Source organism: Sphingomonas sp. ATCC 31555, from assembly GCF_000282895.1.
Lineage (GTDB): Bacteria > Pseudomonadota > Alphaproteobacteria > Sphingomonadales > Sphingomonadaceae > Sphingomonas.
In genome coordinates, this window is record NZ_ALBQ01000005.1 from 83,560 (window position 1) to 106,100 (window position 22,541).

Here is a 22,541-nt window from a genome sequence, read left to right on the forward strand (position 1 = left end):
GATCCATCCATGATCACCGACTGGGGCTTTCCCGATTTCGACGACCACGAGGGCGTTCACCTCTTCTCGGATCGGGCGTCGGGCCTTAGCGCCATCGTCGCGGTGCACTCGACGGCGCTGGGCGCGGCAGCCGGCGGCGTGCGTTTCTGGCATTATGCCGATCACCGCGCCGCGATTACCGACGCGCTGCGCCTCTCGCGCGGCATGAGCTACAAGAACGCGATGGCCGATCTGCCGATGGGTGGCGGCAAAGGCGTGATCCTTGCCGACAAGCCGGGTGCCGAAGTCACCCAGGCGCAGCTCGAGGCATTTGGCCGCGCGGTCGAATCGCTGAACGGCCGTTATGTGACCGCCGAGGATGTCGGCATGTCCGAAGCTCGCATGAAGGTCGTCGCGACGCAGACGCGCCATGTCTCGGGCCTGCCGGTGGCGGCGGGCAGCGCCGGTGGCGATCCGGGCCCAGTGACGGCGCGCGGCGTGTATCTCGGCGTCAAGGCGGCGGCGAAGCGCGGGCTGGGCGTCGATTCGATGGCTGGCGTTCGGGTTGCGATCCAGGGCGTCGGTTCGGTCGGCGGCGGGCTTGCGCGGCTGCTGGCAGCGGATGGGGCCAAGCTGACGCTGGCGGACGTGCATGCCGATCGTGCCAAGGCGCTGGCCGCCGAACTGGGCGCGGACGCGATCGACGCCGATGCGATCCTGACTCAGGATGCCGATATCCTCAGCCCCTGCGCTTTGGGTGCGATCCTGACCGAACAGTCGATCGAGGCGCTGAAGGTGCGTGTTGTCGCGGGCGGCGCGAACAATCAGCTCGCCACGCGCGAGGATGGCCACCGCCTGCACGCGCGCGGGATCGTGTATGCGCCGGATTATGTGATCAACGCCGGCGGCATCATCAACGTCGCGCTCGAATATCTGGGGCAGGGCGACCGCTCCGAGGTCGACGCGCGGGTTGAAAAGATCCCCGTGCGCCTGGACCAGGTTTGGGACGAAAGCGCCGCGACCGGTGACCCCGCCAGCGAAGTGGCCGACCGCATCGCCCAGCGCCTGATCGGGCGCTGATCCAAGGACCCTCCCCTGGCTGGGGAGGGTCTTTTGCCATTACAGCCAGCCCGCCGTCTGCGCCGCGAGCCACAGGCCGATCACGACGAATAGTGCGGCGGCAATCCGGTGCACGGTTGTCAGCGGTACGCGCTCGATTACCGCCTTGCCGAGGAACACCGCCGGCACGTTGGCAAGCATCATTCCCAGAGTCGTACCCGCCGTTACCGGCAGCACCGCGTGGAAGCGGGCGCCCAGCGCCACCGTGGCGATCTGGGTCTTGTCGCCCATTTCTACCAGGAAGAAGGCGATGGCGGTGGTAACGAACGCGCCGAAACGGGCGGGCTTCGGCGCATCGTCCTCGTCCAGTTTGTCCGGGACCAGCGTCCACAGACCCATCGCCACGAACGACGCGGCAATGGCGTAGCGGAACCAGATGCTGTCGAGCAGCCCGGCGACCTCCGCTCCGACCAGCGCCGCGAGGAAATGATTGGCGATGGTCGCCGCGAAGATGCCGCAGATGATCGGCACTGGCCGCTTGAACCGAGTCGCCAGCAGGATGGCGAGCAGCTGGGTCTTGTCGCCGATTTCCGCGAGCGCCACCACAACGGTAGAGGTGAGCAGGGCTTCCAAGAACGTCTCCAGGGCCGGGCGGAACGCGAATCCAACGACATCGAATCTCCCCGCCCGGCATGAGCGGAGATACGACGCCATTGGTCTCGCCTGAGCCGCGATCGGCTCCGCCTGCGCCATGGCCTCTCGACCAAGTATGTTGACGCGGGCGCACGGCGCTATGCGCCGGTGGCTACTCCCCAGATGACGGGGGCCGGGTAGCGAAGCCTGCGCGAGTTTGCAACCCTATGCGCGCGGTGCGTACACTGCGTGTAATCCCTGCTTGGAATCGGGTGAGAAATCCGGCTAATCCACGCGCGTGCCGATGCTTCACGCCCTCGCCAATCCGGCGCGCTTCCTCAAGATCGCCCGGCCGCTGACGCCGGCTCTGTTCTGGATCGGGCTGGCGCTGACGCTGTTCGGCGCATGGGCCGGGCTGACGCAGACACCGGCCGACTATCTGCAGAAGGACAGCGTCCGCATCCTCTACATCCATGTGCCCACCGCGTGGCTGGGCATGGGCGGTTGGAGCGGCCTGGCCCTGGCGTGCCTCAGCTATCTGATCTGGCGGCATCCGCTGGCGATCGTGGCGGCACGGGCAATGGCCCCGGTGGGCGCCGTTTTTGCCGCCTTGTGCCTGGCGACCGGATCGATCTGGGGTCGACCCACCTGGGGAACCTGGTGGGAATGGGACGGGCGGCTGACCAGCATGCTGCTGCTGTTCTTCATCTATATCGCCTGGATCGCGCTGGCACGTGCCGATGCCGAGCGGAGCGGCGACGGCCGCATTCCGGCGCTTTTCGGCGTGGCAGGTACGGTGCTGCTGCCGATCATTCGCTATTCGGTGATCTGGTGGAACACGTTGCACCAGGGGGAAAGCATCGGCCTGACCCGCAGCACCATCGATTCCTCGATGCTGTGGCCGCTCTGGTTCACGCTTTCGGGCTTCTCGCTGCTGTTCGGCGCGATGGTGCTGATGCGCATGCGGGCGCTGCTGGCGCGGCAGAAGCTGGAAGCGCGGTTGCGGAGGATGACGGCGCAATGAATCACTGGTGGTTCGTGACGGCGGCCTATGCGCTTGTCGGTTTAGGTACGGGCGGCCTCGCGCTGGCGAGTTGGCTGGCGATGCGCCGCGCCGAGGCGATGGCCGATGCAGTGGGGCGCCGCCGGTGAGGGCCAAGCATCAGCGACTGACACTGGGCCTGCTCGCCGTCGCGGCGATCGTCGGGGCGGCGCTGCTCGCGCTTTCGGCGCTCAAGGATCAAGCCGCGTTCTTCTATGCGCCCGGCGACGTGGCGGGCAAGCCGCTGCCGCTGGGCAAGGCGGTGCGGCTGGGCGGCATGGTCCAGACAGGATCGCTCGTGCGGGCGGCGGACGGCATCTCGATCCGCTTCGCCGTGACCGACGGCAAGGCGGTGGTGCCGGTGCGCTTCCGCGGCGTGACGCCGGACCTGTTCCGCGAAGGGTCGGGCGTCGTCGCCGAAGGGCGATTCCAGCCCGACGGCAGCTTTGCCGCAGACAATCTGCTCGCCAAGCACGACGAACGCTACATGCCGCCGCAGATGGCGGGAAAGATGCACAAGAGCGAGTCGCTGGAACCATGATCGCCGAAGCCGGACTCGGCGCGTTGTGGCTCGCCACCGCCTTTGCCGTTGCGCAGCTGATGCTGGGCACGGGCGCGGCGCGGGCGCGCGATGACGGGGCGATGCTTGCCGGCGTGCGCGCAATGGCGCTTGCTCAGGCGCTGTTCGCCTCCGCCGCATTTCTGATCCTGATCTGGCTGTTCGTGCGGTCCGACATGTCGGTGCTGCTGGTCGCGCAGAACAGCCATTCGCAGAAGCCGATGCTGTACAAGGTCGCCGGCGCCTGGGGGAACCACGAAGGTTCGATGCTGCTGTGGGTGACCGTGCTTGCAGTGGCCGGCGCGGGCGTGGCGCTGGCCGAGCGGCGGCTGGCGGCAGGCACGCTGGCGGCGACCTTGGCGGCGCAGGCGGGGATCGCGATCGGCTTCTATGCCTTTCTGGCCTTCGCCTCGAACCCCTTTGCGCGGCTGAGCCCGGCGCCCACGGACGGGCAGGGGCTCAACCCGCTGCTCCAGGATCCCGGCCTCGCCTTTCATCCCCCCACGCTGTACCTCGGCTATGTCGGTCTGTCGGTCGCGTTCAGCTTTGCCGTGGCAGCGCTGGTGATGCGCGACGTGGGGCCCGCGTTCGCGAAGGCGATGCGGCCCTGGGTGCTCGGCGCCTGGATCTTCCTGACGATCGGCATCACCGCAGGCAGCTACTGGGCCTATTACGAGCTCGGCTGGGGTGGCTGGTGGTTCTGGGATCCGGTGGAGAATGCCTCGCTGATGCCTTGGCTGGCGGCGACGGCGCTGCTCCATTCGGTCAACGTGCTGGCAACGCGTGACGGGTTGCGGGCCTGGACGCTGATGCTGGCGGTGGTTGCTTTCTCGATGTCCATGGTCGGCACCTTCCTGGTGCGATCGGGCATTCTGGTCAGCGTCCATGCCTTCGCCGTCGATCCCACGCGCGGGAGTTTCCTTCTGGCGCTGCTCGGCATTTACATCGGGGGTGCGCTGGCGCTGTTCGGCCTGCGGGTGGGTACCGTGACGCAAGGGGCCACCTTCCAACTGGTCAGCCGCGAGGCGGCGCTGGTGTTCAACAACCTGTTGCTCAGCGTCATCCTGGGCGTCGTGCTGATCGGTACGCTCTATCCGCTCGCCGCGCAGGCGATGGGCGTGCAGCTTTCGATCGGCGCGCCCTTCTTCGAGAAGGCGGCGGTGCCGATCGCGCTGTTGCTGATCGTCGGCACCGCGGCGGGGCCGCTGCTGCGCTGGCGACGCGATACGGCGCAGGCGCTGCTGTCACGGCTGACCGTGCCCGTGGCGGTGGCGGGCGTCGCGTTCGCCCTGTTTTTCGCGCTTGCCGGCGGCGGATCGCTGATCGCCGTGCTGGCGCTGGCGCTGGCCTTCGGGCTCGCAGCGGCCAGCATCGCGCCATTGTGGAAGCGCAAGCTACGCCGCACGCCGCTGCCGATCTGGGGCATGGTGATCGCGCATCTCGGCATTGCGATGAGCGTGGCAGGCATGGCGGCGGACACGCTGTTCAAGCAGGAGCGACTCGCCGCCGTGGCAGTGGGCGACAACCTGACCGTCGGCCCGTTTCGGGTGACGCTGGTCGAGGTGCGGCCTGCGATCGGCACCAACTGGTCGGCGATGGAGGCGCGGCTGCAGCTGCAGCGCGGCGCCGGCAAGCCGTTCGAGCTTGTGCCGCAGCAGCGTTTCTTCGCCAGCCCGCCCACCAATACGAGCGAGGCGGCGATCGCTACCTTGTGGGATGGGCAGATCTATACTGTATTGGGCGCGGCCGATGGTACCGGACGATGGCAGTTGCGGCTGTGGTGGAAGCCGTTCGTCACCTGGATCTGGGGTGGCGGCGGGCTGATTGCGTTGGGCGGGCTGATTGCTCTGATCGGACGGCTCCGCGGCAGGATGCGCGCCGCGCGCGAGGAAGCATGGGCATGAAGAAGCTGCTGATCTGGTTGCCGCTGGCGCTGTTCGCGATCGTGTTCGCGCTGGTCGTGAACGGGCTGATCGAGCCGAGCGACCATCTGGTACGATCGGCGATGGTGGGCAAGCCGGTGCCGGCGCTCCGCCTGCCGCCGATTTTGCCGAACAAGGACGGCATCGACACCGCTCGTCAGGCGGGCGGCAAGCCGCGCCTGCTCAATGTGTTCGCCAGCTGGTGCATCCCATGCGTGGCCGAGGCGCCGCAGCTGATGAAGTTGAAGCAGGCGGGCGTGCCGATCGACGCGATCGCCGTGCGCGATACGACTGCCGACGTGCAGGCCTTCCTGGCGCGCAACGGCGATCCCTATGCCCGGATCGGCGACGATCGGGCGATGCGCGCGCAGCTGTCGCTCGGCTCCTCGGGCGTACCCGAGACCTTCGTTATCGACTCGCGCGGCGTGATCGTCGATCAGCATATCGGCGACGTGCGCGCCGAGGACGTGGCAAAGCTGCTGGCGGCGCTGGAGAAGGCGAAGTGAAGCGCGCGGCGCTCGCCCTGCTGCTGATCGCAGGTGCGGCGCATGCCGATTCCAGCCTGCCGCCGTCGCAACTGGCCTACACGCAGCTGGCCGATCCGGCCCAGGAGGCAAAGGCCAAGGCGCTGATGGAGACGCTGCGCTGCCTGGTCTGTCAGGGGCAGTCGATCGCCGACAGCGATGCGGAGATGGCGGGCGAGATGCGGGCGCTGGTCCGCCAGCGCATCGCCGCGGGGGAACGGCCGACGCAGGTCCGCGCCTGGCTGATCGATCGCTACGGCGACTATGTGAGCTACGATCCGCCGCTCAGCTGGGTGACGGCGCCGCTCTGGATCGCACCGCTGGCGCTCCTCGGGATCGGCCTGTTGATCGCGCGCCGCCTGTTCCGGCGGACTGCCGCATGACCGGGTGGCTGGTTTTCGGCGGATTCGCGCTGCTCGGCGGGGCGCTATTGCTATTCATTCGCTTCCCACGGAGACTTTGGACGCTGCCGGCGATGGCGGTGATGCTGGCCGCCGCCGGATATGCGTGGCAGGGACGGCCGGGCCTTGCCGGGCAGCCGGCCCAGGGCGCGACGAACGCACGGCCGCTCGACCAAGACGTGATCGCCGTGCGCGAGGCGATGTTCGGTCGGTTCAATTTCGATTTTAGCTACTTCATGGCGGCCGACGGCATGATCCGCGCCGGTGCACCGCGTCATGCGGCAGCGGTGATGCTCGGCGCCGTGCGCAAGGCGCCGAACGATGTCGGCCTCTGGTCTTGGCTAGGGGTGGCGCTGGCCGAACAGGATGGCGATCAGCTTTCGCCGGCGGCACGCTTCGCATTCGACAAGGCGGCGAAACTCGGCCCGAGCCACCCCGGTCCGCCCTTTTTCCTGGGCATTGCCCTGGCACGAAGCGGTGACATCAGCGCCGCCCGCAACGCCTGGGGCGAAGCGCTGCAGCGCGTGCCCAAAGACGCCAGCTACCGCGACGACATGGTGAAGGCGATGCTCACGCTCGATCCCAGCCTTGCCGAGGCTGCAGCGACCGCCGCATCGGCGGAGAATGCAGGGCGCGCCCGCTAACCAACTAGTATCCGTCTATATTAAGATCGGTGCCGCCTGCGTGCGTGCGCCGCTCGTCTCCGCGGATACAGGGTCCCGACAATGCACATCGCCACTGGCAAGGCCGCCGATTTCCTAAAGAACGGCCTTAATGAAGCCGACCACGCCGCCTATGCCAAGGCTGAGGACATGTTGTGGATCATGCTGGAGGACCTTCTGAAGCCGGATGACCGGCCGGAAATCTGGTCGGCGTTCCCGCAGTTCCTGGCAGCGTTGCCGATGTTTTCCCGCGTCGTGCGCAACAGCCATGCCAAAGCGGCGAGCGGAACCGTACAAATCGCCATGCCCGTGGCGATCGCGTTGGAGACTGTGTTGGCGATGTGCGATGCGCATGAGGGCCAGCTTGATCAGGCGCTGGCCCGACTGACTCACCTGGCCACCGTGCAGAATAACTCAGTACTGGCCCAGGGCGCGCTGTTCCACGTTCACGGCATGGCCGATCCGGAGAACCCAAAGTATCAGCTGGAAGGCCGGTTCTGCACCAAGCCCTTCCTAGAACTGCACGTGCTCGAACGGAGTACCCATCAGTGCTGTGCAAGCTGGCTCGACAAGTCCGCCGGCGACCTGAGCGGCGCCGAGTGGCAAGACGTGTGGAATTCGCAGGCAGCGCAGGCGGTTCGCGCCAGCATCCATGACGGCAGCTACCGCCACTGTAACAAGATGGCTTGTCCCGCGATTCAAGCCGGCACGCTGCCGACCAAGGAAGAGGTAGCGAGCCGTTGGCCGGGCCTCGCCAGCCTGATCGCTGAGCAGGAAACCGTGATGGCGGCGGGGCCGGAAGACGTGAACCTCGCCTATGACCTGACGTGCAACCTATCGTGCCCCAGCTGCCGCACGAGCAAGATCGCCGCCGACGAGGCGACTCGGCAGCGCTATGACGCGATGCAGGAGCGGGCGATCCTGCCGATGCTGCGCGATGCCAAGACCGTGTTCATCACGGGATCTGGCGACCCCTTCGCCAGCAAGAATTTCCGCCGGCTGATGGAGCGGCTGACGCCAGACGAATATCCGGACCTGCGGTTTCGGATCATGACGAATGCCATGCTGTTCACCCCCCGCGAATGGGAGCGGTTCCCCGCGCTGCATCGCCGGGTTTTCGCGCTTCAGATCAGCATCGACGGCGCTTCGAAGGAAACGCACGAACTGCTTCGCCGCGGGGCGCGCTGGGAAGTGATGCAGCAGAACCTCCGCTTTGCCGGCGATCTCTTGGCGCAGGGCCTGATCGAACGGCTTTCGCTCAGCTTCACGGTGCAAACGGAGAACTTCCACGAAATGGGCGAGGGCGTGGCGCTCGCCGACTCGCTGAACGCCACCAGCATCTATTTCGGCAAGGTCACCAACTGGGGCACCTTCTCGCCGCAGCAATATGCGGCCAAGGCGGTGTTCCTGCCCGATCATCCCCAGCACCAGGCGTTCCTTGCCGCCATGGCCGATCCGCGGCTGCGTTCGCCGCGCGTGCAGTTGGGCAATCTTGTGGAGTATCTTCCAGACAGCCAGGCCAAGGCGGCCTGAAGCCGGAACGCCTCGCCCGCGTGAACCGGGCGAGGCGCGGAACGTCGTTAGGCCACCCAGGCTTCGAACGGCAGGTCGAGCGCTTCCGCCACGGCTTGGTGGCGGATCTTGCCCGCCGAAACATTCAGGCCGTTGGCGAGGTGTCGGTCCGCTCGCATCGCAGCTTCGGCGCCGCGATTGGCCAGCTTCAGCACGAACGGCAGCGTTGCGTTGTTGAGTGCGAAGGCCGAGGTACGCGCGACCGCGCCCGGCATGTTCGCCACGCAATAATGGATCACGCCGTCGACTTCGAAGACGGGGTCGTCATGCGTCGTCGGGCGGCTCGTCTCGAAACATCCGCCCTGATCGATCGCGATGTCCACCAGCACCGATCCGCGCATCATCGTCTTCAGCATGTCGCGGGTGACAAGCTTCGGTGCCGCCGCGCCCGGCACGAGCACCGCGCCGATCACCACCTGCGCTGTCTTCACCGCCTCGGCGATCGCCGCCTTGCTGGCATAGGCGGTCTTGATCTGGCTGCCGAAATGCATGTCCAGCTCGGCAAGGCGCTCGTTGCTGATGTCGTAGATCGTCACGTCGGCACGCTGGCCCGTCGCCATCTGCGCGGCGTTGATGCCCGAGACGCCGCCGCCAAGGATCGCGACCTTGCAGGGCGCCACGCCCGGCACGCCGCCGAGCAGTTCGCCGCGACCGCCCTGTTCCTTCTCGAGATAGTGCGAGGCGACCTGGACCGACATGCGTCCGGCGACTTCGCTCATGGGCTTCAGCAGGGGGAGGGCGCCCGAGTTCGACGTCACCGTCTCGTAGGCGATGCAGGTCGCGCCGGACTTGATGAGCCCTTCCGCCTGTGGCTTGTCGGCAGCAAGGTGGAGATAGGTGAAGAGCAGGTGGCGCGGCTCGAGCAGGGCGATTTCCTGCTGCTGCGGCTCCTTCACCTTCACGATCATGTCGGATTGCGCGAAAACGGTCGCTGCGTCGGGGGCTATTTGCGCGCCGACGGCGGTGTAGGCCGAGTCGTCGAAATCGATGCCCATACCGGCGCGGGTCTCCACCAGCACCTGATGGCCGGCGTGCACTAACTCTGCGACCGAGGCTGGCGTCAGGCCGACGCGATATTCGTGGTTCTTGATTTCCTTGGGAACGCCGATGCGCATGGGAACTCTCCTAAGTCCTGATGCCTCCATGCTAGCGCGGAAGGCCGGCACGAATCCCTGCAAAGATCGGCCTGTGATATGGGCTTTGGTGCATGGATCTTGTGTGGAGGCGGAGAAAACACGAGGTTCATGCGTGATGGACCGAATCGACACAGCAATTCTCAAGTCGCTTGCCGCCGATGCGCGTGCACCCGTCAGCCAGGTGGCAGCCGCAGTGGGGCTGTCGCAGTCTGCCTGTACTCGCAGGATCCAGGCGCTGGAGGCGAATGGCCTGATCCGAGGTTATGGCGCACGCCTCGGCCATCGCACGCTCGGCTTCCGAGTGACGGCGCTGGTGGATATCACGCTGGGAACCCAGGTGGAGGAGGATCTCGCCCAGTTCGAAGCGGCGGTGGGGCGAATCGACGGTGTGGTTGAATGCGCGCTCGTCTCCGGCGGACAGGATTACCGGCTAAAGATCCTGTGCCGGGATCTGGACGATTATGAGCGGCTGCACCGCGAAAAGCTGGGCCGCCTGCCCGGAGTCGTGACGATCAACAGCAGTTTCGTGCTCCGCGAGGTGCCGACGCGGGGCGAAGCCGATGCTTTGTTCGCCGATTCATGACGAAGTTGTGCCCGTTTTGGAACGCACATGCCGGTCGCGCGTCTCGTGGCCCTTACACCGTTGTTGATAGGGCATGTTGCACATGCTAACGGCCCGCATCCTGATGATGACGAGAACACAGGTCTCTATGGCCAGCTCGGTTCGCCTCCTTCAGCGTTTGCCACGGCGGTGACCCCCGCCGTGACTGGAGACGCTGCCGCGCTCCCCCCCGATTCGGAACCGCACGAAGGGCATGGCCACGGCCAGGACCCGACGTGGAAGCTCGCCATCGGTGCCATCGGCATCGTCTTCGGCGATATCGGTACCAGCCCGCTCTACGCGTTCCGCGAGACTTTCGCGAACGAGCATCACGAACTGCCGCTTGATACGCCCCACGTGCTGGGCGCGATCAGCCTGATGTTCTGGTCGATGATGGCGGTGGTGACGCTGAAATACGTCACCATCATCATGCGGGCCGACAACAAGGGCGAAGGCGGCAGCCTGGCGCTGCTGGCGCTGATTTCCGGGCGTGGTGGGCAACGGCGCTGGACGCAAGGCATCGTGTTGCTAGGCGTGTTCGCCACGGCGTTGTTCTACGGCGACTCCATGATCACGCCGGCGGTGTCCGTGCTGTCCGCAGTCGAAGGGCTGGCCGTGGCCGCGCCCGCCTTCCATCGGTTGGTGGTGCCGATCGCAGTCGTGATCCTGGTGCTGCTGTTCTCCATCCAGCGGACCGGAACCGCGCGGGTCGGCACGTTCTTCGGCCCGGTGATGATGCTCTATTTCCTCGTCATCGCCACGCTGGGCGTGATCAGCATGGTGCAGACGCCGTACATCCTGCAGGCATTCTCGCCGCACCATGCGGTGCAGTTCTTCACGCTCGATCCGCTGCGCGGATTCCTCGCGCTGGGTTCGATCGTGCTGGCGGTGACGGGCGCCGAGGCGCTCTACGCCGATATGGGCCATTTCGGCCGCAAGCCGATTCGCGTTTCGTGGCTGTGGTTCGTGCTGCCAGCGCTGATGATGAACTATATGGGGCAGGGGGCATTGCTGATCCGCGATGCGGAGGCGTTGCGTAGCCCCTTCTACCTGCTCGCACCCGAAGCCCTGCGGCTGCCGCTGGTGGGGCTGGCCACCGCCGCGGCGATCATCGCGTCGCAGGCGGTGATCTCCGGCGCCTTCTCGGTCACGCAGCAGGCGATCCAGCTTGGCTTCGTGCCGCGTTTGCGGATCGATCATACCAGCGCGGCCACGGCGGGGCAGATCTATATCCCGATCATCAATTGGGCGCTGATGGTGATGGTGATCCTGCTGGTTCTCACCTTCCAGACCTCGTCCAACCTGACGGCGGCCTATGGCATTGCGGTCACCGGGGCGATGCTGATCGACAACTGCCTGCTGGCGGTGGTGCTGTTCAACCTGTGGCACTGGAAGAAGCGCTACGCGGTCCCGCTGCTGCTGCTGTTCTTCACCGTCGACCTCGCCTATTTCGCGGCGAACCTCACCAAGGTGCCCGATGGCGGGTGGTTCCCGCTGATGGTGGGCTTCCTCATCTTCACGCTGCTCACCACTTGGGCGAAGGGGCGCAAGCTGATGATCGCACGGCTGCGCGAGAGCGCGATGCCGATCCAGATCTTTATCGAATCGGCTGCCAATGCCGCCACGCGCGTGCGCGGCACCGCGGTGTTCATGACCTCGACGCCCGACGGCGTGCCGCATGCGCTGCTCCACAACCTGAAGCACAACAAGGTGCTGCACGACCGCGTAATCCTGCTGACCGTGAAGATCAGCGACGTCCCCTATGTGCCGGAAGAGAAGCGCATGGTGGTGGAGGATCTCGGCAAGGGCTTCCACCGCATGATCCTCTATTACGGGTTCATGCAGGAAGCGGACGTGCCGACGGCGCTGAAATCCGCCAGCGCGTGCGGGGCCGAGTTCAAGATGATGGAAACGAGCTTCTTCCTAGCCCGTCAGACGCTGCTGCCTTCCTCGCGGCCGGGCATGATGATCTGGCGCGAAAAGCTGTTCGCCTGGATGCTGCGCAACGCCGAAAGCGCGATGGAGTTTTTCCGCCTGCCCACCAACCGCGTGGTCGAGCTGGGAAGCCAGGTCGAAATTTGAGCGGGGCGCCGGCCCCGCTGATCGTCACCGCGCTGTTCGGCAAGGCGGACCAGGCGTGGTTCGATTCGCTTCGCCGCACCCATTTCCCGCCCGAGCGGAACCAGCTCGACGCGCACCTGACGCTGTTTCATAATCTTCCGCCGTCAGTGGCGGAAGAGTTGAAGCATCGGCTGGCGCAGGAGACACGCGGGGTGCGGGCACCCCGCGCGACGGTCGGCGGGCTGATGTCGCTGGGCCGCGGCGTGGCCTACCGAATCGATTCGCCCGACCTAGTGGTGATTCGGGAAGGGCTTGTGCAGGCCTTTGCGGGCCTGTTGACGCTGCAGGATGCCGGGCGATGGCGCCCCCATGTGACCGTGCAGAACAAGGTCACGCCGGTACTCGCCAAGGCTCTGATGGCCGCGCTGTCGCGCGATTTCCAGCCGCGAAGCGTGGAAATCACGGGCCTAGCGAGCTGGTGGTATCGTGGCGGCCCGTGGGAATTGCATTCGCGTAACATGTACGCTTGACCGCTCGAAAAGCTGGACCTATGTGGCCCCCTCGCCCGAACGGGTCGCCTTGGTAGGGCGGAGTAGCTCAGTTGGTTAGAGCACGGGAATCATAATCCTGGGGTCGGGGGTTCAAGTCCCTCCTCCGCTACCATCCACACTAAAATACAAAAGCGTACCGAGGGGCATCTATGCAGGCCCGTATCGGCGCGTTAAGCATATTCCCGGAAGAGTCACCGGTTCCGAACACGTTATAAGAAGAACCGGAGAGAGGTCGTCTGAAACGGAGCGCCGTGAATGCGTGCATTGTATGAGTTGCCGCCCGAGCAGGTTGAGGGGCGTGGTGTTGATCCTGCGGCGTCGGGAAGCTTGCTGATCATGGCGGTAGGCACAATCGTGTTCTGGTCGGGTGTGGTGCTGCTGGTCCTTCGCTGACCCGCGAAGTTTCCCTTGATGGTGTAGCAGCTTTCTTGTTCCGGCACGGCGTTGCGCGACATTCCCGCGACGCCATGTTGCTTCCGACGGTACCCTTTCCCTAGAAGCGGCACCGAAAGATTCGACGGAAAGCATTCATGACCGCTACCCATTCCACTCGCATGTTGATCCTCGGCTCCGGCCCTGCCGGCCTTTCGGCGGCTATTTACGGCGCTCGCGCGGGCCTGGCCCCGATCGTGGTGCAGGGCATCCAGCCCGGCGGCCAACTGACCACGACCACCGATGTCGAGAATTATCCCGGCTTTCGCGAAGTGATCCAGGGCCCCTGGCTGATGCAGGAGATGCAGGCGCAAGCGGAGCATGTCGGCGCGCAGATGATGTGGGACACGATCGTCGAGGTCGATGTGAGCCAGCGGCCGTTCCGAATGGTGGGCGACAGCGGCACGGTCTATCTGGGCGACACGCTGGTGATCGCCACCGGCGCGCAGGCCCGGTGGCTGGGCCTAGACTCGGAAGAACTCTTGAAGGGCAAGGGCGTCAGCGCCTGCGCGACATGCGACGGCTTTTTCTTCCGCGGCAAGAAGGTGGCGGTGATCGGCGGCGGCAATACCGCGGTCGAGGAAGCGCTGTATCTGACCAACCACAGCCATGACGTGACGCTGATCCACCGCCGCGACAGCCTCCGCGCCGAAAAGATCCTGCAGGAGCGCCTGCACGCGAACGAGCGCATCAACGTGCTGTGGAACAAGCAGGTCGTGCGGTTCATCGGCGGTGGGCAGCCGGAAGGTCTCGTCGCGATCGAACTGAAGGACACGGTGACGGGCGCGCTGTCGACCATCGACGTGGACGGCGGCTTCGTTGCGATCGGGCACCATCCGGCCACCGAACTGTTCCGCGGCCACATCACGCTCGACGCTGATGGCTATATCGAAGTCGAAAAGGGGACGACCCGCACCAACGTGCCGGGCGTATTCGCCTGCGGCGACGTGATGGATAAGCATTATCGTCAGGCGATCACCGCGGCCGGCACAGGCTGCATGGCGGCGCTGGATGCCGAACGATTCCTGGCCGAAGCGGATTTCGAGACGATCGCCCAAGCCGCCGAATAGGACTATTCGGCGAGCGCTTCGAGGATACGCTCGTACAGCCAGGCTTTGTCGGCACTGCCGGCAAAGCTGTGGCTATCGGTATTAAACTGTTTGCGTCGGACGCGCGTGCTCAACGCGGCGAAGGCGGGGCGGTGCAGCAGATCGGCGAAGAGCGCGCCGACCGGATCGCGTGTCGCCAGCAGTAGAGTGATCGGTATCTTCGCGTCGGTTAGCGCTTCTGCGAGCCGAGCGACCAGCGTGGACTCGCTATCGGCCCGCCGCCCGCTGATCCTGCCGATCACTTGCCGCATCCAGCCGCGAGAATCCCCCTGATCCGCCGTCTCCGGCGCCGCTGCGTCGATCCCGCTTTTCGTGACCGGATTCGCCAGCAGCAACGAATCGATCCGGGCCTGAGCGTGGAATAGCGCCAGCGCGGTCGCTCCATCGCCGTTGCCGAAGGCGACGACGCGGGCGAGCGATGCTTCCTGCCGAAAAATCTTGGTAGCCGCGGCGATATCTTCGCCGCTGTTTTCAAAGCCCTGGTTGATGCCGCTCGAATCGCCCACGCCGCGCCGATCGAATCGAAATACCGGGAAGCCGGCCGCGGCGATGCGGTGGGCGAGCAGCGCCATGCTGCGATGTGGCCCCGCGCGCACCTCGTTCCCGCCTGAAACGATGAGCAGCCCCGCCTGACCGGAGGCAGCATCCAGCGCTCCCACCAGCATCTCTCCCAAGCAGGGAAACGCGACTAGGCTTCGCACGCTTGCACCCAGGCCGCGATATCGGCCGCCAGCAACTCCGCGAGGGTCAAATCGTTTGTTGGCTCCGGCAGCCGCCATAGCGGCCTGCCCGGCACGCTGTGATCGGACGGCCGCATGTCCGTATCCAGCCGGACCGTGCGAGCGGGCTCGAGATGGCATTCCGGCAGCTCCTCCAGGAAGCTTTCCGGCAGGCGATGGCCGCCATAGCCCGGCATACCGTCGATGCGGTGCATCCGGTGCAGTGCGCGAAGGAGTTCCGGCCCGGTCTGGGGCGCGAAATGCCAGCGGCGACGGATCATCACGGTCCCGTCGAGCAAGGCGCCGCTGCGCACCGCCAGCGAGTAAGCGCGCTTGCCGGCCGTGCGCGCCGCGGCGGCAAAACCAGCACGCAGATCGGAGATCGCGATGCGATCGGTGGGGATCAGGCTGTCGCCCGTGCCCGGCAGTTCGGGAAGGACGCCGGCGATGCCCCGATCGGCAAGTGCCCGCAAAATGGCAACCACGAACGCGCGGGTGCGGTTCGCTTCTTCAAATAGCGGCAGCGCCGCCACGACGACCGGACCGCTGCCGGGCCCGAAGCGCAGCATCGCTTCGCGGCCACCAGCCCAGTCATAGGGTTCGATCACCCCAACGCCTTTTGGGAGGCGAAGTGGGTGAGGGCGCCAAAACTTTCGAGAATTTCACCGTCAACTTCGTCGTCCTCGATCAGGATGCCCAGGCGATCCTCCATCTCGGTGAGCACTCCGGCGACGGCAAGCGAATCGAGTTCGGGCAGCGCGCCGAACAGCGGCGTCTCCGCATCGAACGCGGCGACGCGATCCTCGCTCAGACCCAACACGTCGCGCAGCACGCCGCGCACGGTATTTTCGACTTCGGGCATGCCTTCAGGCCGCAATGGGGATCCCCTGCAAGATTTTTGCGCTTCCGTAAGGCTTGGCGGCGGCGCTGCCAAGACTATGGGTGGCGGCATGATCGCGCTGGACCCTGCCCCCCATCTTATAGACGCACTGCCACTGCGCGGCGCGCCGGACGCCATTGCGCTGGCAGACAAGGCCGGCACGATGCGCTTCGACGCGCTGGAAACGGCAGTGGGAACAATCGCTCACGGCATCGCCGCGCGGGGCTGGGCGACGGGCGAGCGGGTGGCCAGCTGGCTGCCCAAAAGCCGAGCGGCCTGCCTGTTGCCGCTCGCCGTGCCGCGCGCCGGGCTGGTGCATGTGCCGATCAACCCGATGCTGAAGCGCGCGCAGGTGGCACATATCCTGGCGGACAGCGGCGCCCGGCTGCTCGTCACCCAAGCCGCGCGGCTGGCGGCGCTGGAGCCCGGAGACGTGCCCACCGGCTGCACGGTGATAACCGAGGAGGAACTGGCGGGAAGCGACGCCATGCCGCCTTCCTCCGGCGATCCGGATGCGCTGGCGGCCATCCTCTACACCTCCGGATCGACGGGCCGGCCCAAGGGCGTGATGCTGTCGCACGCCAATCTGTGGCTCGGCGCGATCAGCGTCGCGCACTATCTGAAGATCGCGCCGGACGACCGGGTGCTGGGCGTCCTGCCGCTCAGCTTCGATTACGGCCAGAACCAGCTGTTCTCCAGCTGGGCGGCTGGCGCATCGGTGGTGCCGCTCGACTATCTGACCGCGCGCGATGTCGTGAAGGCCGTGGAGCGGTTCGCCATCACCACGCTCGCCGGGGTGCCCCCGCTATGGGTGCAGCTGCTGGAAGCCGAGTGGCCCGCGGACACCGCGGCGCGGCTGCGGCGGCTGACCAATTCCGGCGGGGCGCTGACACCCGCGCTGGTGCGGGCGCTGCGGAGCAGGTTCCCGGCCGCCGAGCTGTTCGCGATGTATGGGCTGACCGAGGCGTTTCGATCGACCTATCTCGACCCCGCCCTGATCGATGCGCACCCGGATTCGATCGGTCGCGCCATTCCGTTCGCCGAAATCCTGGTCGTGGATGCCGAGGGGCGCAAGGCGCGGCAAGGCGAACTGGTCCATGCCGGACCGCTGGTGGCGAAGGGCTATTGGCAGGATCCGGAGCGCACCGAGCGCCGGTTCCGGCTGGCCCCCGAGCATTCGACCTATGGCGGCATGGCCGTCTGGTCCGGCGACACCGTGGCCGAGGATGCGGACGGGCTGCTGCGCTTCGTCGGGCGTGACGACGAGATGATCAAATCCTCGGGCAATCGCATCAGCCCCACCGAGATCGAGGAAGCCGTGCTCGCCGGCGGCGAGACGCAGGAGGCCGTTGCCTTCGGCGTCCCCGATCCGCGCCTGGGGCAGGCGATCCTGGTCGTCGCGCGGGGCGACGGCAGCACCGAGGCGGCGCTACGCCAACGTCTGCGACGCGAATTGCCGAGCTTTCAGCAACCGGCACACTATGTTTGGCGCGAGAGCCTGCCGCGCAACGCCAATGGCAAGCTGGATCGCGCGGGATTGAAGGCGGAGGTGCTATGAACGCGAAGCCGATCGGCCCGATCCCCGCGGCCTATGCGCGCCAGTCGACCCTGACGATCGCGGGTCGCGACGCCGCCGCATGGGCGGCGCCCGATACGCCGCTGTATCTGTACGACGGCGCCGCCATCGCGGCGCGGATCGCCCGTTTCCGCGCGGCGATGCCGCCGCAGCTGGCGCTCCATTATGCGATCAAGGCCAACCCCTTCCCCCCGCTGATCGCCGCGATGGCGCCGCTGGTGGACGGCATCGACGTCGCCTCGGCCGGCGAAATGGCGCGTGCACTGGCGGCAAAGCCGGCGGACACGATCAGCTTTGCCGGGCCGGGCAAGCGCGACGCCGAACTGGCGGAGGCGATCGTGGCGGGCGTGACGCTGAACCTGGAATCGGAAAGCGAAGGCGAACGCGCGCTGGCGATCGGCGACGGGCTGGGCATCGCACCCCGCCTGGCGGTGCGGGTGAACCCCGATTTCGAGCTGCGCGGATCGGGGATGAAGATGGGCGGCAGGGCCTCGCCGTTCGGCGTGGACGCGGCGCGCGTGCCGTCGCTGGTGCGGCGGATTCGCGCGGCGGGCGCGGACTGGCGGGGTTTCCACATCTATGCCGGCTCGCAGGCGCTTTCCGCCGATGCGGTGATCGAGATGCAGGCGGCAACGGTCGCGCTCGCCGCGCGGCTGGCGGACGAAGCCGGCGCGGTGCCGCCCCTGGTCAATCTCGGCGGCGGGTTCGGCATCCCCTATTTCCCGGGCGACGTTCCACTCGACGTGGAGGCAGTGGGTGCCGCGTTGGCGCCGGTATTGCAGGGGTTGGATACGCAATTCGCCATTGAACTGGGGCGCTGGCTGGTGGGCGAGGCCGGCATCTATCTGGCGCGGGTGATCGATCGCAAACAGAGCCAGGGCGAGACCTTCCTGGTCGTCGACGGTGGATTGCACCATCACCTCGCGGCCACGGGCAATTTCGGAACGGTCGTCCGCCGCAACTATCCGGTGGCAGTTGCGCATCGAATGCAGGACGCCGCGGAAGAAGTGGTCAGCATCGTCGGCCCGCTATGCACTCCGCTTGATCGGCTCGCGGATCGCGTGGCCCTGCCGCGTGCCGAGGTCGGCGATCTGATCGCGATCTTCGCGTCGGGAGCGTATGGCGCGACGGCAAGCCCGCAGGCTTTTCTGGGCCACCCGCCCGTTCGCGAAGTGCTGGCGGGCATCTGAGCGGAGGCGGGCGCGATGCAGGACGACTATTACGGGTTGCGCGCACGCCCCTTTCAGCCCGCACCCGATCCGCGCTTCTGGTTCGAGACGGTAGCCCATGGCACGGCGATGACCTGTCTGCGCCATGCGCTTGGCCGGGGGCAGGGGGACGTTGTCGTCACCGGCGCGGCCGGCGTCGGCAAGACGATCCTGCTGCGTCGCCTGGCGGGCGACATCGATGGACAAGATCATCGCCTGCTCCAGATCACCTCCAAGGATTTGCGGGCGGAGGACCTGATACGGCTGGTGGGGCAGGTGGTGGGGCAGGCGCTCGGCGTGGATCTTCAGGGCATCTCGCAGGCCGCTGCGCTGTCCGCGATCGATCATCATGCGCGAGCCGCGATGGCCGGCGGCGGCCGCATCCTGCTGCTGGTGGATGACGCCCAATTGCTGTCCGAGGATTGCTGGCATGTGCTGCGGCACCTTTCCACGCTGGAAGCCGGTGCGCTTTTCCGGCTGTTCCTGTTCGGCGAGCCGCACCTGCTACGCTTGGTGGAGGATGCGGAAAGCGCGCGGCGGCGCGATGGCGTGATTGCCACGGCACATCTCGGCGCGATCGAGATCGAGGAGGTCGCCCCCTATCTGCGCCATCGCCTGCACTGTGCCGGCGGACACGGCCGTCCGCGCTTCACCAGCGAGGCGTGCGCAGCCTTGCACCGCTGGTCCGGCGGCGTTGCGCGACGGCTGAACCTGGTGGCGGATCGGCTGCTGCTGCACGGGGCGAGCGTGCGTATCGATACCTTTGGCGCGCCCGACGTGGCGGCCGCGATCGCGGACATCGAAGTCGACGGCGCGGGCGAGGCGCTTGATTTCGTTCCCGAGGCACTGCCGCCCGCCGATACGAGCCCGACCGGCGGCGGCATGGACATGGCGCTGCTGGCGGAACGGGTGGCCGAACTGGAAGCAAGGCTTCGCGGCCAGCAGGATGCGCTGCGGCAGGTGCTGGCGGTGCTGGTGGAATGGGTGGAGCAGGACGAGGAGCGCCGCAGCATCAGCCTGCAGGCGTTGCGCGACGCCCTGCGCTGACGGCAGATTTCCGCGTCTCTCGCCGCGCCCCGGTGCCGTCGGGGCGCAGTGGCGGCGCTGTGGGGTGGCGCATCGCGGAAACGCTTGGTAGCGGCCGTCGCAATGTCGATGGGGAAGATTCAGGGTTTGCTGCGCCGGGCGTGCGTGCATCTTCGTGCGACGGGCGCGATCCTCTGATGTCCGGCATCGTGGGGATGTTCTATCCGGGCATGGCCAAACCGATCGATCCGGCGCGGATCGTGGCGATGCGCGAGGCGATCGCCCATCGTGGCCGAGACGGATCGGGCGTTTGGTGTGTCGCCGGCGTCGGGCTGGGCCACCGGCGGCTGGCGACCATCGATGTGGCCGGTGGTGTGCAGCCCATGGCGCTGCCCGATCAACGGCTGGCGGTGGTGCTGGACGGCGCGATCTACAACTTCCGGGCGGTGCGCGCCGAACTGGAAGCGCGGGGCGCATGCTTCACCAGCGAAAGCGATGTCGAGGTGCTGCTCCACGGCTGGCGCGTTTGGGGACCGGAGATGCTGCCGCGGCTGAACGGTGCGTTCGCGTTCGCGCTGTACGACGCCGATCGGCAAAGCCTGTTCCTGGCGCGCGATCGCCTGGGGGAAAAGCCGCTCCACATCGCCGAACTCGCCGATGGCGCGATCGCCTTCGCTTCCGAACTGAAGGGCCTGCTTGCCCACCCGATGCTGCGTCGCGCTGCCGATATCGGAGCGGTGGAGGCCTATATCGGGCTCGGATATGTGCCGGACGCGCACTGCCTGGTCGCAGGGGTCGAGAAGCTGGCGGCCGGGCACTTCCTGCTGGTGCAGCGCGGCCGCCCGGTGCCGCCGCCGGTGCGCTGGTGGGACATCGACTTTTCCCGCCGCGCCCCCGGCCGCACGCGCGACCTGAAGGCCGAGCTGCTCGAGCGGCTGCGCGGCGCGGTGCGGCTTCGCATGGCATCGGAGGTGCCGAGCGGTGCGCTGCTGACCGGCAGCATCGAGAGCGCCGGCCTGGTCGCGCTGATGGCCGATGCCAGCAAGGCGGCGGTGCAGAGCTGCACGATCGAGGAAGGCGTGGACGGGGAATCGCGGGCGCAAGCGATTGCGAGACGGTTCGCCACCCGTCATCGCAGCAACTCGGCCGAACTCGACCCCGCGCAGATGCTCGAGGTGCTGGCGAGCGCCTTTGACGAGCCGCTCGCGGATGCTTCGGCGCCGGCTGCCTATGCGCTGTCCGCGCTGGCCCGCGAGAGCATGACGGTTGCGCTGTCGGGCGAAGGCGCGGCGGCCGTGCTGGCGGGGCAGTGTCGCGCCCGCGACTTTGCCCGGCAGGATCGCGTGCGCGGCCTGTTGCCGGCCGATTTGCGGGCGCGGCTGTTCGGCGCCGTCGCGCAGATCTATCCCGATGGCGACGCGCCCCCCCAGCCGCTCCGGCTTCGGCCTATGCTGGAGGCATTGGCGATGGATGGCGCGGACGCCTATGCCCGGATGACGATGGTGACGCGAGCCGACCTGCGTACGCGCCTGTTCAGCGATGCGGCGCGCCAGGCGCTGGAGGGGGAGCGTGCCGAAGCGCTCTACGCTAGGGCGCTGCGGGCGGCGCCGGCGCGCAGCGCGCTCGATCGCGCGCGATATGCCGACATCAAGCTTTGGCTGCCGGGCAGCCGGCTGGCCCAGCTCGATCGCACGAGCATGGCCGCGGGCCTGGAGGCGCGGGCTCCGCTTCTCGACCACACGCTGGTGGAATTCGTCGCCACCCTGCCGGAAGCGCTGCGCAGCCGCGGCCAGGGGCGCTGGCTGCTGCGCAGGGCGCTAGACCCCTGGCTGCCGCGCGCCGTGCTACGCCGGCCGAGCAGCGCGGGGGTTGCGCCGCTCGACGCGTGGCTTCGCACGGCATTGGCGGGGGCGGCGGGAGATATCGCGCGCTCGTCCCTTCTTATGCAGACGGGCTGGTTCGACCTGCGCATGATGTCACAACTCGCCGACGATCATCGCGCGGGACGAGCGAACCACGGCGCCCTGCTGTGGCAGCTGCTGTTGCTGGAGCGCGCGATGACGCGACTGTTCGCCTGAGCTCGGCGCCAAATCCGCCACACAGATCGCCGTATTCGATCAGGGGCGAAACAAAAAATGTTGCGGCGCTGGCCCCTCCCATGCGTTAGGCGGGCGCACGACAATCCTTCCCAACCCCCAAACAGGAGGAAGACATGGCCTTCGAACTCCCCGAACTTCCCTATGCCAAGGATGCTCTCGCGCCGCACATGTCGGCCGAGACCTTCGATTTCCACCACGGCAAGCACCACAAGGCGTATGTCGACAATTGCAACAAGCTGGTTGCCGACATTCCCGAGCTGGCCGGCGCGAAGCTGACGGACGTGATCGCCTATGCCAAGGACAAGGGCAACAAGGGCCTGTTCAACAACAGCTCGCAGATCTGGAACCACAGCTTCTTCTGGCAGTGCCTGACGCCGAACTATGCGGCGCCGACCGGCAAGCTCGCGGAGATGATCACCCGCGACTTCGGCAGCCACGAGGCCCTGCTCGAGAAGCTGAAGGCGGAATCGGTCGGCCACTTCGCCAGCGGCTGGGGCTGGCTGGTGCTCGACGGCGACACGCTGAAGGTCACCTCGTTCCATGACGGCGACTCGCCCGTGGCGCACGGCGTGAAGCCGCTGTTCACGATCGACGTGTGGGAACACGCCTATTATATCGACTATCGCAACGCGCGTCCGTCGTTCGTCGACACCATCCTGACCAAGCTGGTGAACTGGGACTTCGTCGCCCAGAATCTCGACGGCGAAGGTGCGAGCCGCGCCGACCAGCAGGGCTGAGGCCTTCGCGCCAGAAAGAAGGGGCGTCGGACGGGCTGTCCGGCGCCCCTTTT

24 protein-coding genes, 1 tRNA gene and 1 riboswitch are annotated in these 22,541 nt (G+C 66.8%); of the genes, 20 read left to right on the plus strand and 5 right to left on the minus strand.

The window, feature by feature from the left end:
* Positions 1–9 precede the first annotated feature (9 nt).
* The gene (locus B215_RS0102585) at positions 10–1,059 is read left to right on the plus strand and encodes a Glu/Leu/Phe/Val family dehydrogenase (RefSeq protein ID WP_019368069.1); all 1,050 of its coding nucleotides are present in this window, start codon (positions 10–12) and stop codon (positions 1,057–1,059) included.
* 39 nt (positions 1,060–1,098) lie between these two features.
* Here the strand turns inward: B215_RS0102585 and B215_RS0102590 are convergent, their stop codons facing one another.
* Entirely contained in the window at positions 1,099–1,671 is a 573-nt protein-coding gene (locus B215_RS0102590) for a TMEM165/GDT1 family protein (RefSeq protein ID WP_019368070.1), read from the minus strand.
* Positions 1,672–1,681: 10 nt separating this feature from the next.
* Positions 1,682–1,865, minus strand: a riboswitch (yybP-ykoY riboswitch).
* A gap of 110 nt (positions 1,866–1,975) precedes the next feature.
* Between B215_RS0102590 and ccmC the strand changes: the two genes are divergently transcribed.
* The 8 genes from ccmC (at position 1,976) to B215_RS0102630 (ending at position 8,314) form a co-directional block, all read left to right on the plus strand.
* Positions 1,976–2,695, plus strand: coding sequence for a heme ABC transporter permease CcmC (gene ccmC, locus B215_RS0102595; protein WP_019368071.1), 720 nt, complete (start codon positions 1,976–1,978; stop codon positions 2,693–2,695).
* Complete coding sequence (locus B215_RS21955) at positions 2,692–2,823, plus strand: hypothetical protein (protein ID WP_019368072.1); 132 nt, start codon at positions 2,692–2,694, stop codon at positions 2,821–2,823. The genes ccmC and B215_RS21955 overlap by 4 nt, the downstream gene beginning before the upstream one ends.
* Positions 2,820–3,254, plus strand: coding sequence for a cytochrome c maturation protein CcmE (gene ccmE, locus B215_RS0102605; RefSeq protein ID WP_019368073.1), 435 nt, complete (start codon positions 2,820–2,822; stop codon positions 3,252–3,254). Before B215_RS21955 ends, ccmE begins: the two co-directional genes overlap by 4 nt.
* Positions 3,251–5,176: a heme lyase CcmF/NrfE family subunit gene (locus tag B215_RS0102610; protein ID WP_019368074.1), complete on the plus strand. Its 1,926-nt coding sequence runs from the start codon at positions 3,251–3,253 to the stop codon at positions 5,174–5,176. Before ccmE ends, B215_RS0102610 begins: the two co-directional genes overlap by 4 nt.
* Complete coding sequence (locus B215_RS0102615) at positions 5,173–5,700, plus strand: redoxin family protein (RefSeq protein ID WP_026008867.1); 528 nt, start codon at positions 5,173–5,175, stop codon at positions 5,698–5,700. The genes B215_RS0102610 and B215_RS0102615 overlap by 4 nt, the downstream gene beginning before the upstream one ends.
* A complete protein-coding gene (locus B215_RS0102620) occupies positions 5,697–6,101 on the plus strand; it encodes a cytochrome c-type biogenesis protein (protein WP_019368076.1) in 405 nt (134 codons plus the stop codon). Before B215_RS0102615 ends, B215_RS0102620 begins: the two co-directional genes overlap by 4 nt.
* Entirely contained in the window at positions 6,098–6,763 is a 666-nt protein-coding gene (locus B215_RS0102625) for a tetratricopeptide repeat protein (protein WP_019368077.1), read from the plus strand. Before B215_RS0102620 ends, B215_RS0102625 begins: the two co-directional genes overlap by 4 nt.
* Before the next feature lie 81 nt (positions 6,764–6,844).
* The gene (locus B215_RS0102630) at positions 6,845–8,314 is read left to right on the plus strand and encodes a radical SAM protein (protein WP_019368078.1); all 1,470 of its coding nucleotides are present in this window, start codon (positions 6,845–6,847) and stop codon (positions 8,312–8,314) included.
* 47 nt (positions 8,315–8,361) lie between these two features.
* On the opposite strand, the gene ald is transcribed toward B215_RS0102630, so the two are convergent.
* On the minus strand, positions 8,362–9,468 hold the full coding sequence (gene ald / locus B215_RS0102635; RefSeq protein ID WP_019368079.1) for an alanine dehydrogenase: 1,107 nt from the start codon (positions 9,466–9,468) through the stop codon (positions 8,362–8,364).
* Between the two features lie 136 nt (positions 9,469–9,604).
* On the opposite strand from ald, the gene B215_RS0102640 reads away from it, so the two are divergent.
* The 6 genes from B215_RS0102640 (at position 9,605) to trxB (ending at position 14,204) form a co-directional block, all read left to right on the plus strand.
* Positions 9,605–10,072 (plus strand): Lrp/AsnC family transcriptional regulator, encoded by a 468-nt coding sequence (locus B215_RS0102640; RefSeq protein WP_019368080.1) that lies wholly within the window; start codon positions 9,605–9,607, stop codon positions 10,070–10,072.
* Positions 10,073–10,240: 168 nt separating this feature from the next.
* Complete coding sequence (locus B215_RS0102645; protein ID WP_037512874.1) at positions 10,241–12,172, plus strand: potassium transporter Kup; 1,932 nt, start codon at positions 10,241–10,243, stop codon at positions 12,170–12,172.
* On the plus strand, positions 12,169–12,681 hold the full coding sequence (locus tag B215_RS0102650; RefSeq protein ID WP_019368082.1) for a 2'-5' RNA ligase family protein: 513 nt from the start codon (positions 12,169–12,171) through the stop codon (positions 12,679–12,681). The genes B215_RS0102645 and B215_RS0102650 overlap by 4 nt, the downstream gene beginning before the upstream one ends.
* 56 nt (positions 12,682–12,737) lie before the next feature.
* Positions 12,738–12,814 (plus strand) — tRNA-Met (locus B215_RS0102655).
* Positions 12,815–12,957: 143 nt separating this feature from the next.
* Complete coding sequence (locus tag B215_RS21165) at positions 12,958–13,095, plus strand: hypothetical protein (protein WP_156804351.1); 138 nt, start codon at positions 12,958–12,960, stop codon at positions 13,093–13,095.
* 137 nt (positions 13,096–13,232) lie between these two features.
* Positions 13,233–14,204, plus strand: coding sequence for a thioredoxin-disulfide reductase (trxB, locus tag B215_RS0102660; protein ID WP_082664405.1), 972 nt, complete (start codon positions 13,233–13,235; stop codon positions 14,202–14,204).
* A gap of 2 nt (positions 14,205–14,206) precedes the next feature.
* On the opposite strand, the gene B215_RS0102665 is transcribed toward trxB, so the two are convergent.
* The 3 genes from B215_RS0102665 to B215_RS0102675 are packed head-to-tail and all read right to left on the minus strand — an operon-like array spanning position 14,207 to position 15,824.
* A complete protein-coding gene (locus B215_RS0102665) occupies positions 14,207–14,908 on the minus strand; it encodes a serine aminopeptidase domain-containing protein (RefSeq protein ID WP_019368084.1) in 702 nt (233 codons plus the stop codon).
* A 23-nt stretch (positions 14,909–14,931) separates the two neighbouring features.
* Positions 14,932–15,570 (minus strand): hypothetical protein, encoded by a 639-nt coding sequence (locus tag B215_RS0102670; protein ID WP_019368085.1) that lies wholly within the window; start codon positions 15,568–15,570, stop codon positions 14,932–14,934.
* A complete protein-coding gene (locus B215_RS0102675) occupies positions 15,567–15,824 on the minus strand; it encodes an acyl carrier protein (RefSeq protein ID WP_019368086.1) in 258 nt (85 codons plus the stop codon). The genes B215_RS0102670 and B215_RS0102675 overlap by 4 nt, the downstream gene beginning before the upstream one ends.
* An 88-nt stretch (positions 15,825–15,912) precedes the next feature.
* Between B215_RS0102675 and B215_RS0102680 the strand changes: the two genes are divergently transcribed.
* From B215_RS0102680 to B215_RS0102700, 5 genes are all read left to right on the plus strand, one after another.
* Entirely contained in the window at positions 15,913–17,400 is a 1,488-nt protein-coding gene (locus tag B215_RS0102680) for an acyl-CoA ligase (AMP-forming), exosortase A system-associated (RefSeq protein WP_026008870.1), read from the plus strand.
* Complete coding sequence (locus tag B215_RS0102685) at positions 17,397–18,608, plus strand: pyridoxal-dependent decarboxylase, exosortase A system-associated (RefSeq protein ID WP_019368088.1); 1,212 nt, start codon at positions 17,397–17,399, stop codon at positions 18,606–18,608. Before B215_RS0102680 ends, B215_RS0102685 begins: the two co-directional genes overlap by 4 nt.
* Before the next feature lie 15 nt (positions 18,609–18,623).
* Positions 18,624–19,673, plus strand: a complete 1,050-nt coding sequence (locus B215_RS19480) for an ExeA family protein (protein WP_019368089.1) — start codon at positions 18,624–18,626, stop codon at positions 19,671–19,673.
* Between the two features lie 176 nt (positions 19,674–19,849).
* Positions 19,850–21,730, plus strand: a complete 1,881-nt coding sequence (gene asnB, locus B215_RS0102695; protein ID WP_019368090.1) for an asparagine synthase (glutamine-hydrolyzing) — start codon at positions 19,850–19,852, stop codon at positions 21,728–21,730.
* 134 nt (positions 21,731–21,864) lie between these two features.
* Positions 21,865–22,488, plus strand: coding sequence for a superoxide dismutase (locus B215_RS0102700; protein WP_019368091.1), 624 nt, complete (start codon positions 21,865–21,867; stop codon positions 22,486–22,488).
* The last annotated feature ends 53 nt before the right edge of the window (positions 22,489–22,541 follow it).

What these genes read in the sequence shown, in the direction of transcription:
- B215_RS0102585 (WP_019368069.1), top strand. Translation starts at nt 10, where the DNA reads ATGATCACCGACTGGGGCTTTCCCGATTTCGACGACCACGAGGGCGTT.
- ccmC (WP_019368071.1), top strand. Translation starts at nt 1,976, where the DNA reads ATGCTTCACGCCCTCGCCAATCCGGCGCGCTTCCTCAAGATCGCCCGG.
- B215_RS21955 (WP_019368072.1), top strand. Translation starts at nt 2,692, where the DNA reads ATGAATCACTGGTGGTTCGTGACGGCGGCCTATGCGCTTGTCGGTTTA.
- B215_RS0102610 (WP_019368074.1), top strand. Translation starts at nt 3,251, where the DNA reads ATGATCGCCGAAGCCGGACTCGGCGCGTTGTGGCTCGCCACCGCCTTT.
- B215_RS0102615 (WP_026008867.1), top strand. Translation starts at nt 5,173, where the DNA reads ATGAAGAAGCTGCTGATCTGGTTGCCGCTGGCGCTGTTCGCGATCGTG.
- B215_RS0102625 (WP_019368077.1), top strand. Translation starts at nt 6,098, where the DNA reads ATGACCGGGTGGCTGGTTTTCGGCGGATTCGCGCTGCTCGGCGGGGCG.
- B215_RS0102630 (WP_019368078.1), top strand. Translation starts at nt 6,845, where the DNA reads ATGCACATCGCCACTGGCAAGGCCGCCGATTTCCTAAAGAACGGCCTT.
- ald (WP_019368079.1), bottom strand. Translation starts at nt 9,468, where the DNA reads ATGCGCATCGGCGTTCCCAAGGAAATCAAGAACCACGAATATCGCGTC.
- B215_RS0102640 (WP_019368080.1), top strand. Translation starts at nt 9,605, where the DNA reads ATGGACCGAATCGACACAGCAATTCTCAAGTCGCTTGCCGCCGATGCG.
- B215_RS21165 (WP_156804351.1), top strand. Translation starts at nt 12,958, where the DNA reads ATGCGTGCATTGTATGAGTTGCCGCCCGAGCAGGTTGAGGGGCGTGGT.
- trxB (WP_082664405.1), top strand. Translation starts at nt 13,233, where the DNA reads ATGACCGCTACCCATTCCACTCGCATGTTGATCCTCGGCTCCGGCCCT.
- B215_RS0102665 (WP_019368084.1), bottom strand. Translation starts at nt 14,908, where the DNA reads ATGCTGGTGGGAGCGCTGGATGCTGCCTCCGGTCAGGCGGGGCTGCTC.
- B215_RS0102675 (WP_019368086.1), bottom strand. Translation starts at nt 15,824, where the DNA reads ATGCCCGAAGTCGAAAATACCGTGCGCGGCGTGCTGCGCGACGTGTTG.
- B215_RS0102680 (WP_026008870.1), top strand. Translation starts at nt 15,913, where the DNA reads ATGATCGCGCTGGACCCTGCCCCCCATCTTATAGACGCACTGCCACTG.
- B215_RS0102685 (WP_019368088.1), top strand. Translation starts at nt 17,397, where the DNA reads ATGAACGCGAAGCCGATCGGCCCGATCCCCGCGGCCTATGCGCGCCAG.
- B215_RS19480 (WP_019368089.1), top strand. Translation starts at nt 18,624, where the DNA reads ATGCAGGACGACTATTACGGGTTGCGCGCACGCCCCTTTCAGCCCGCA.
- asnB (WP_019368090.1), top strand. Translation starts at nt 19,850, where the DNA reads ATGTCCGGCATCGTGGGGATGTTCTATCCGGGCATGGCCAAACCGATC.
- B215_RS0102700 (WP_019368091.1), top strand. Translation starts at nt 21,865, where the DNA reads ATGGCCTTCGAACTCCCCGAACTTCCCTATGCCAAGGATGCTCTCGCG.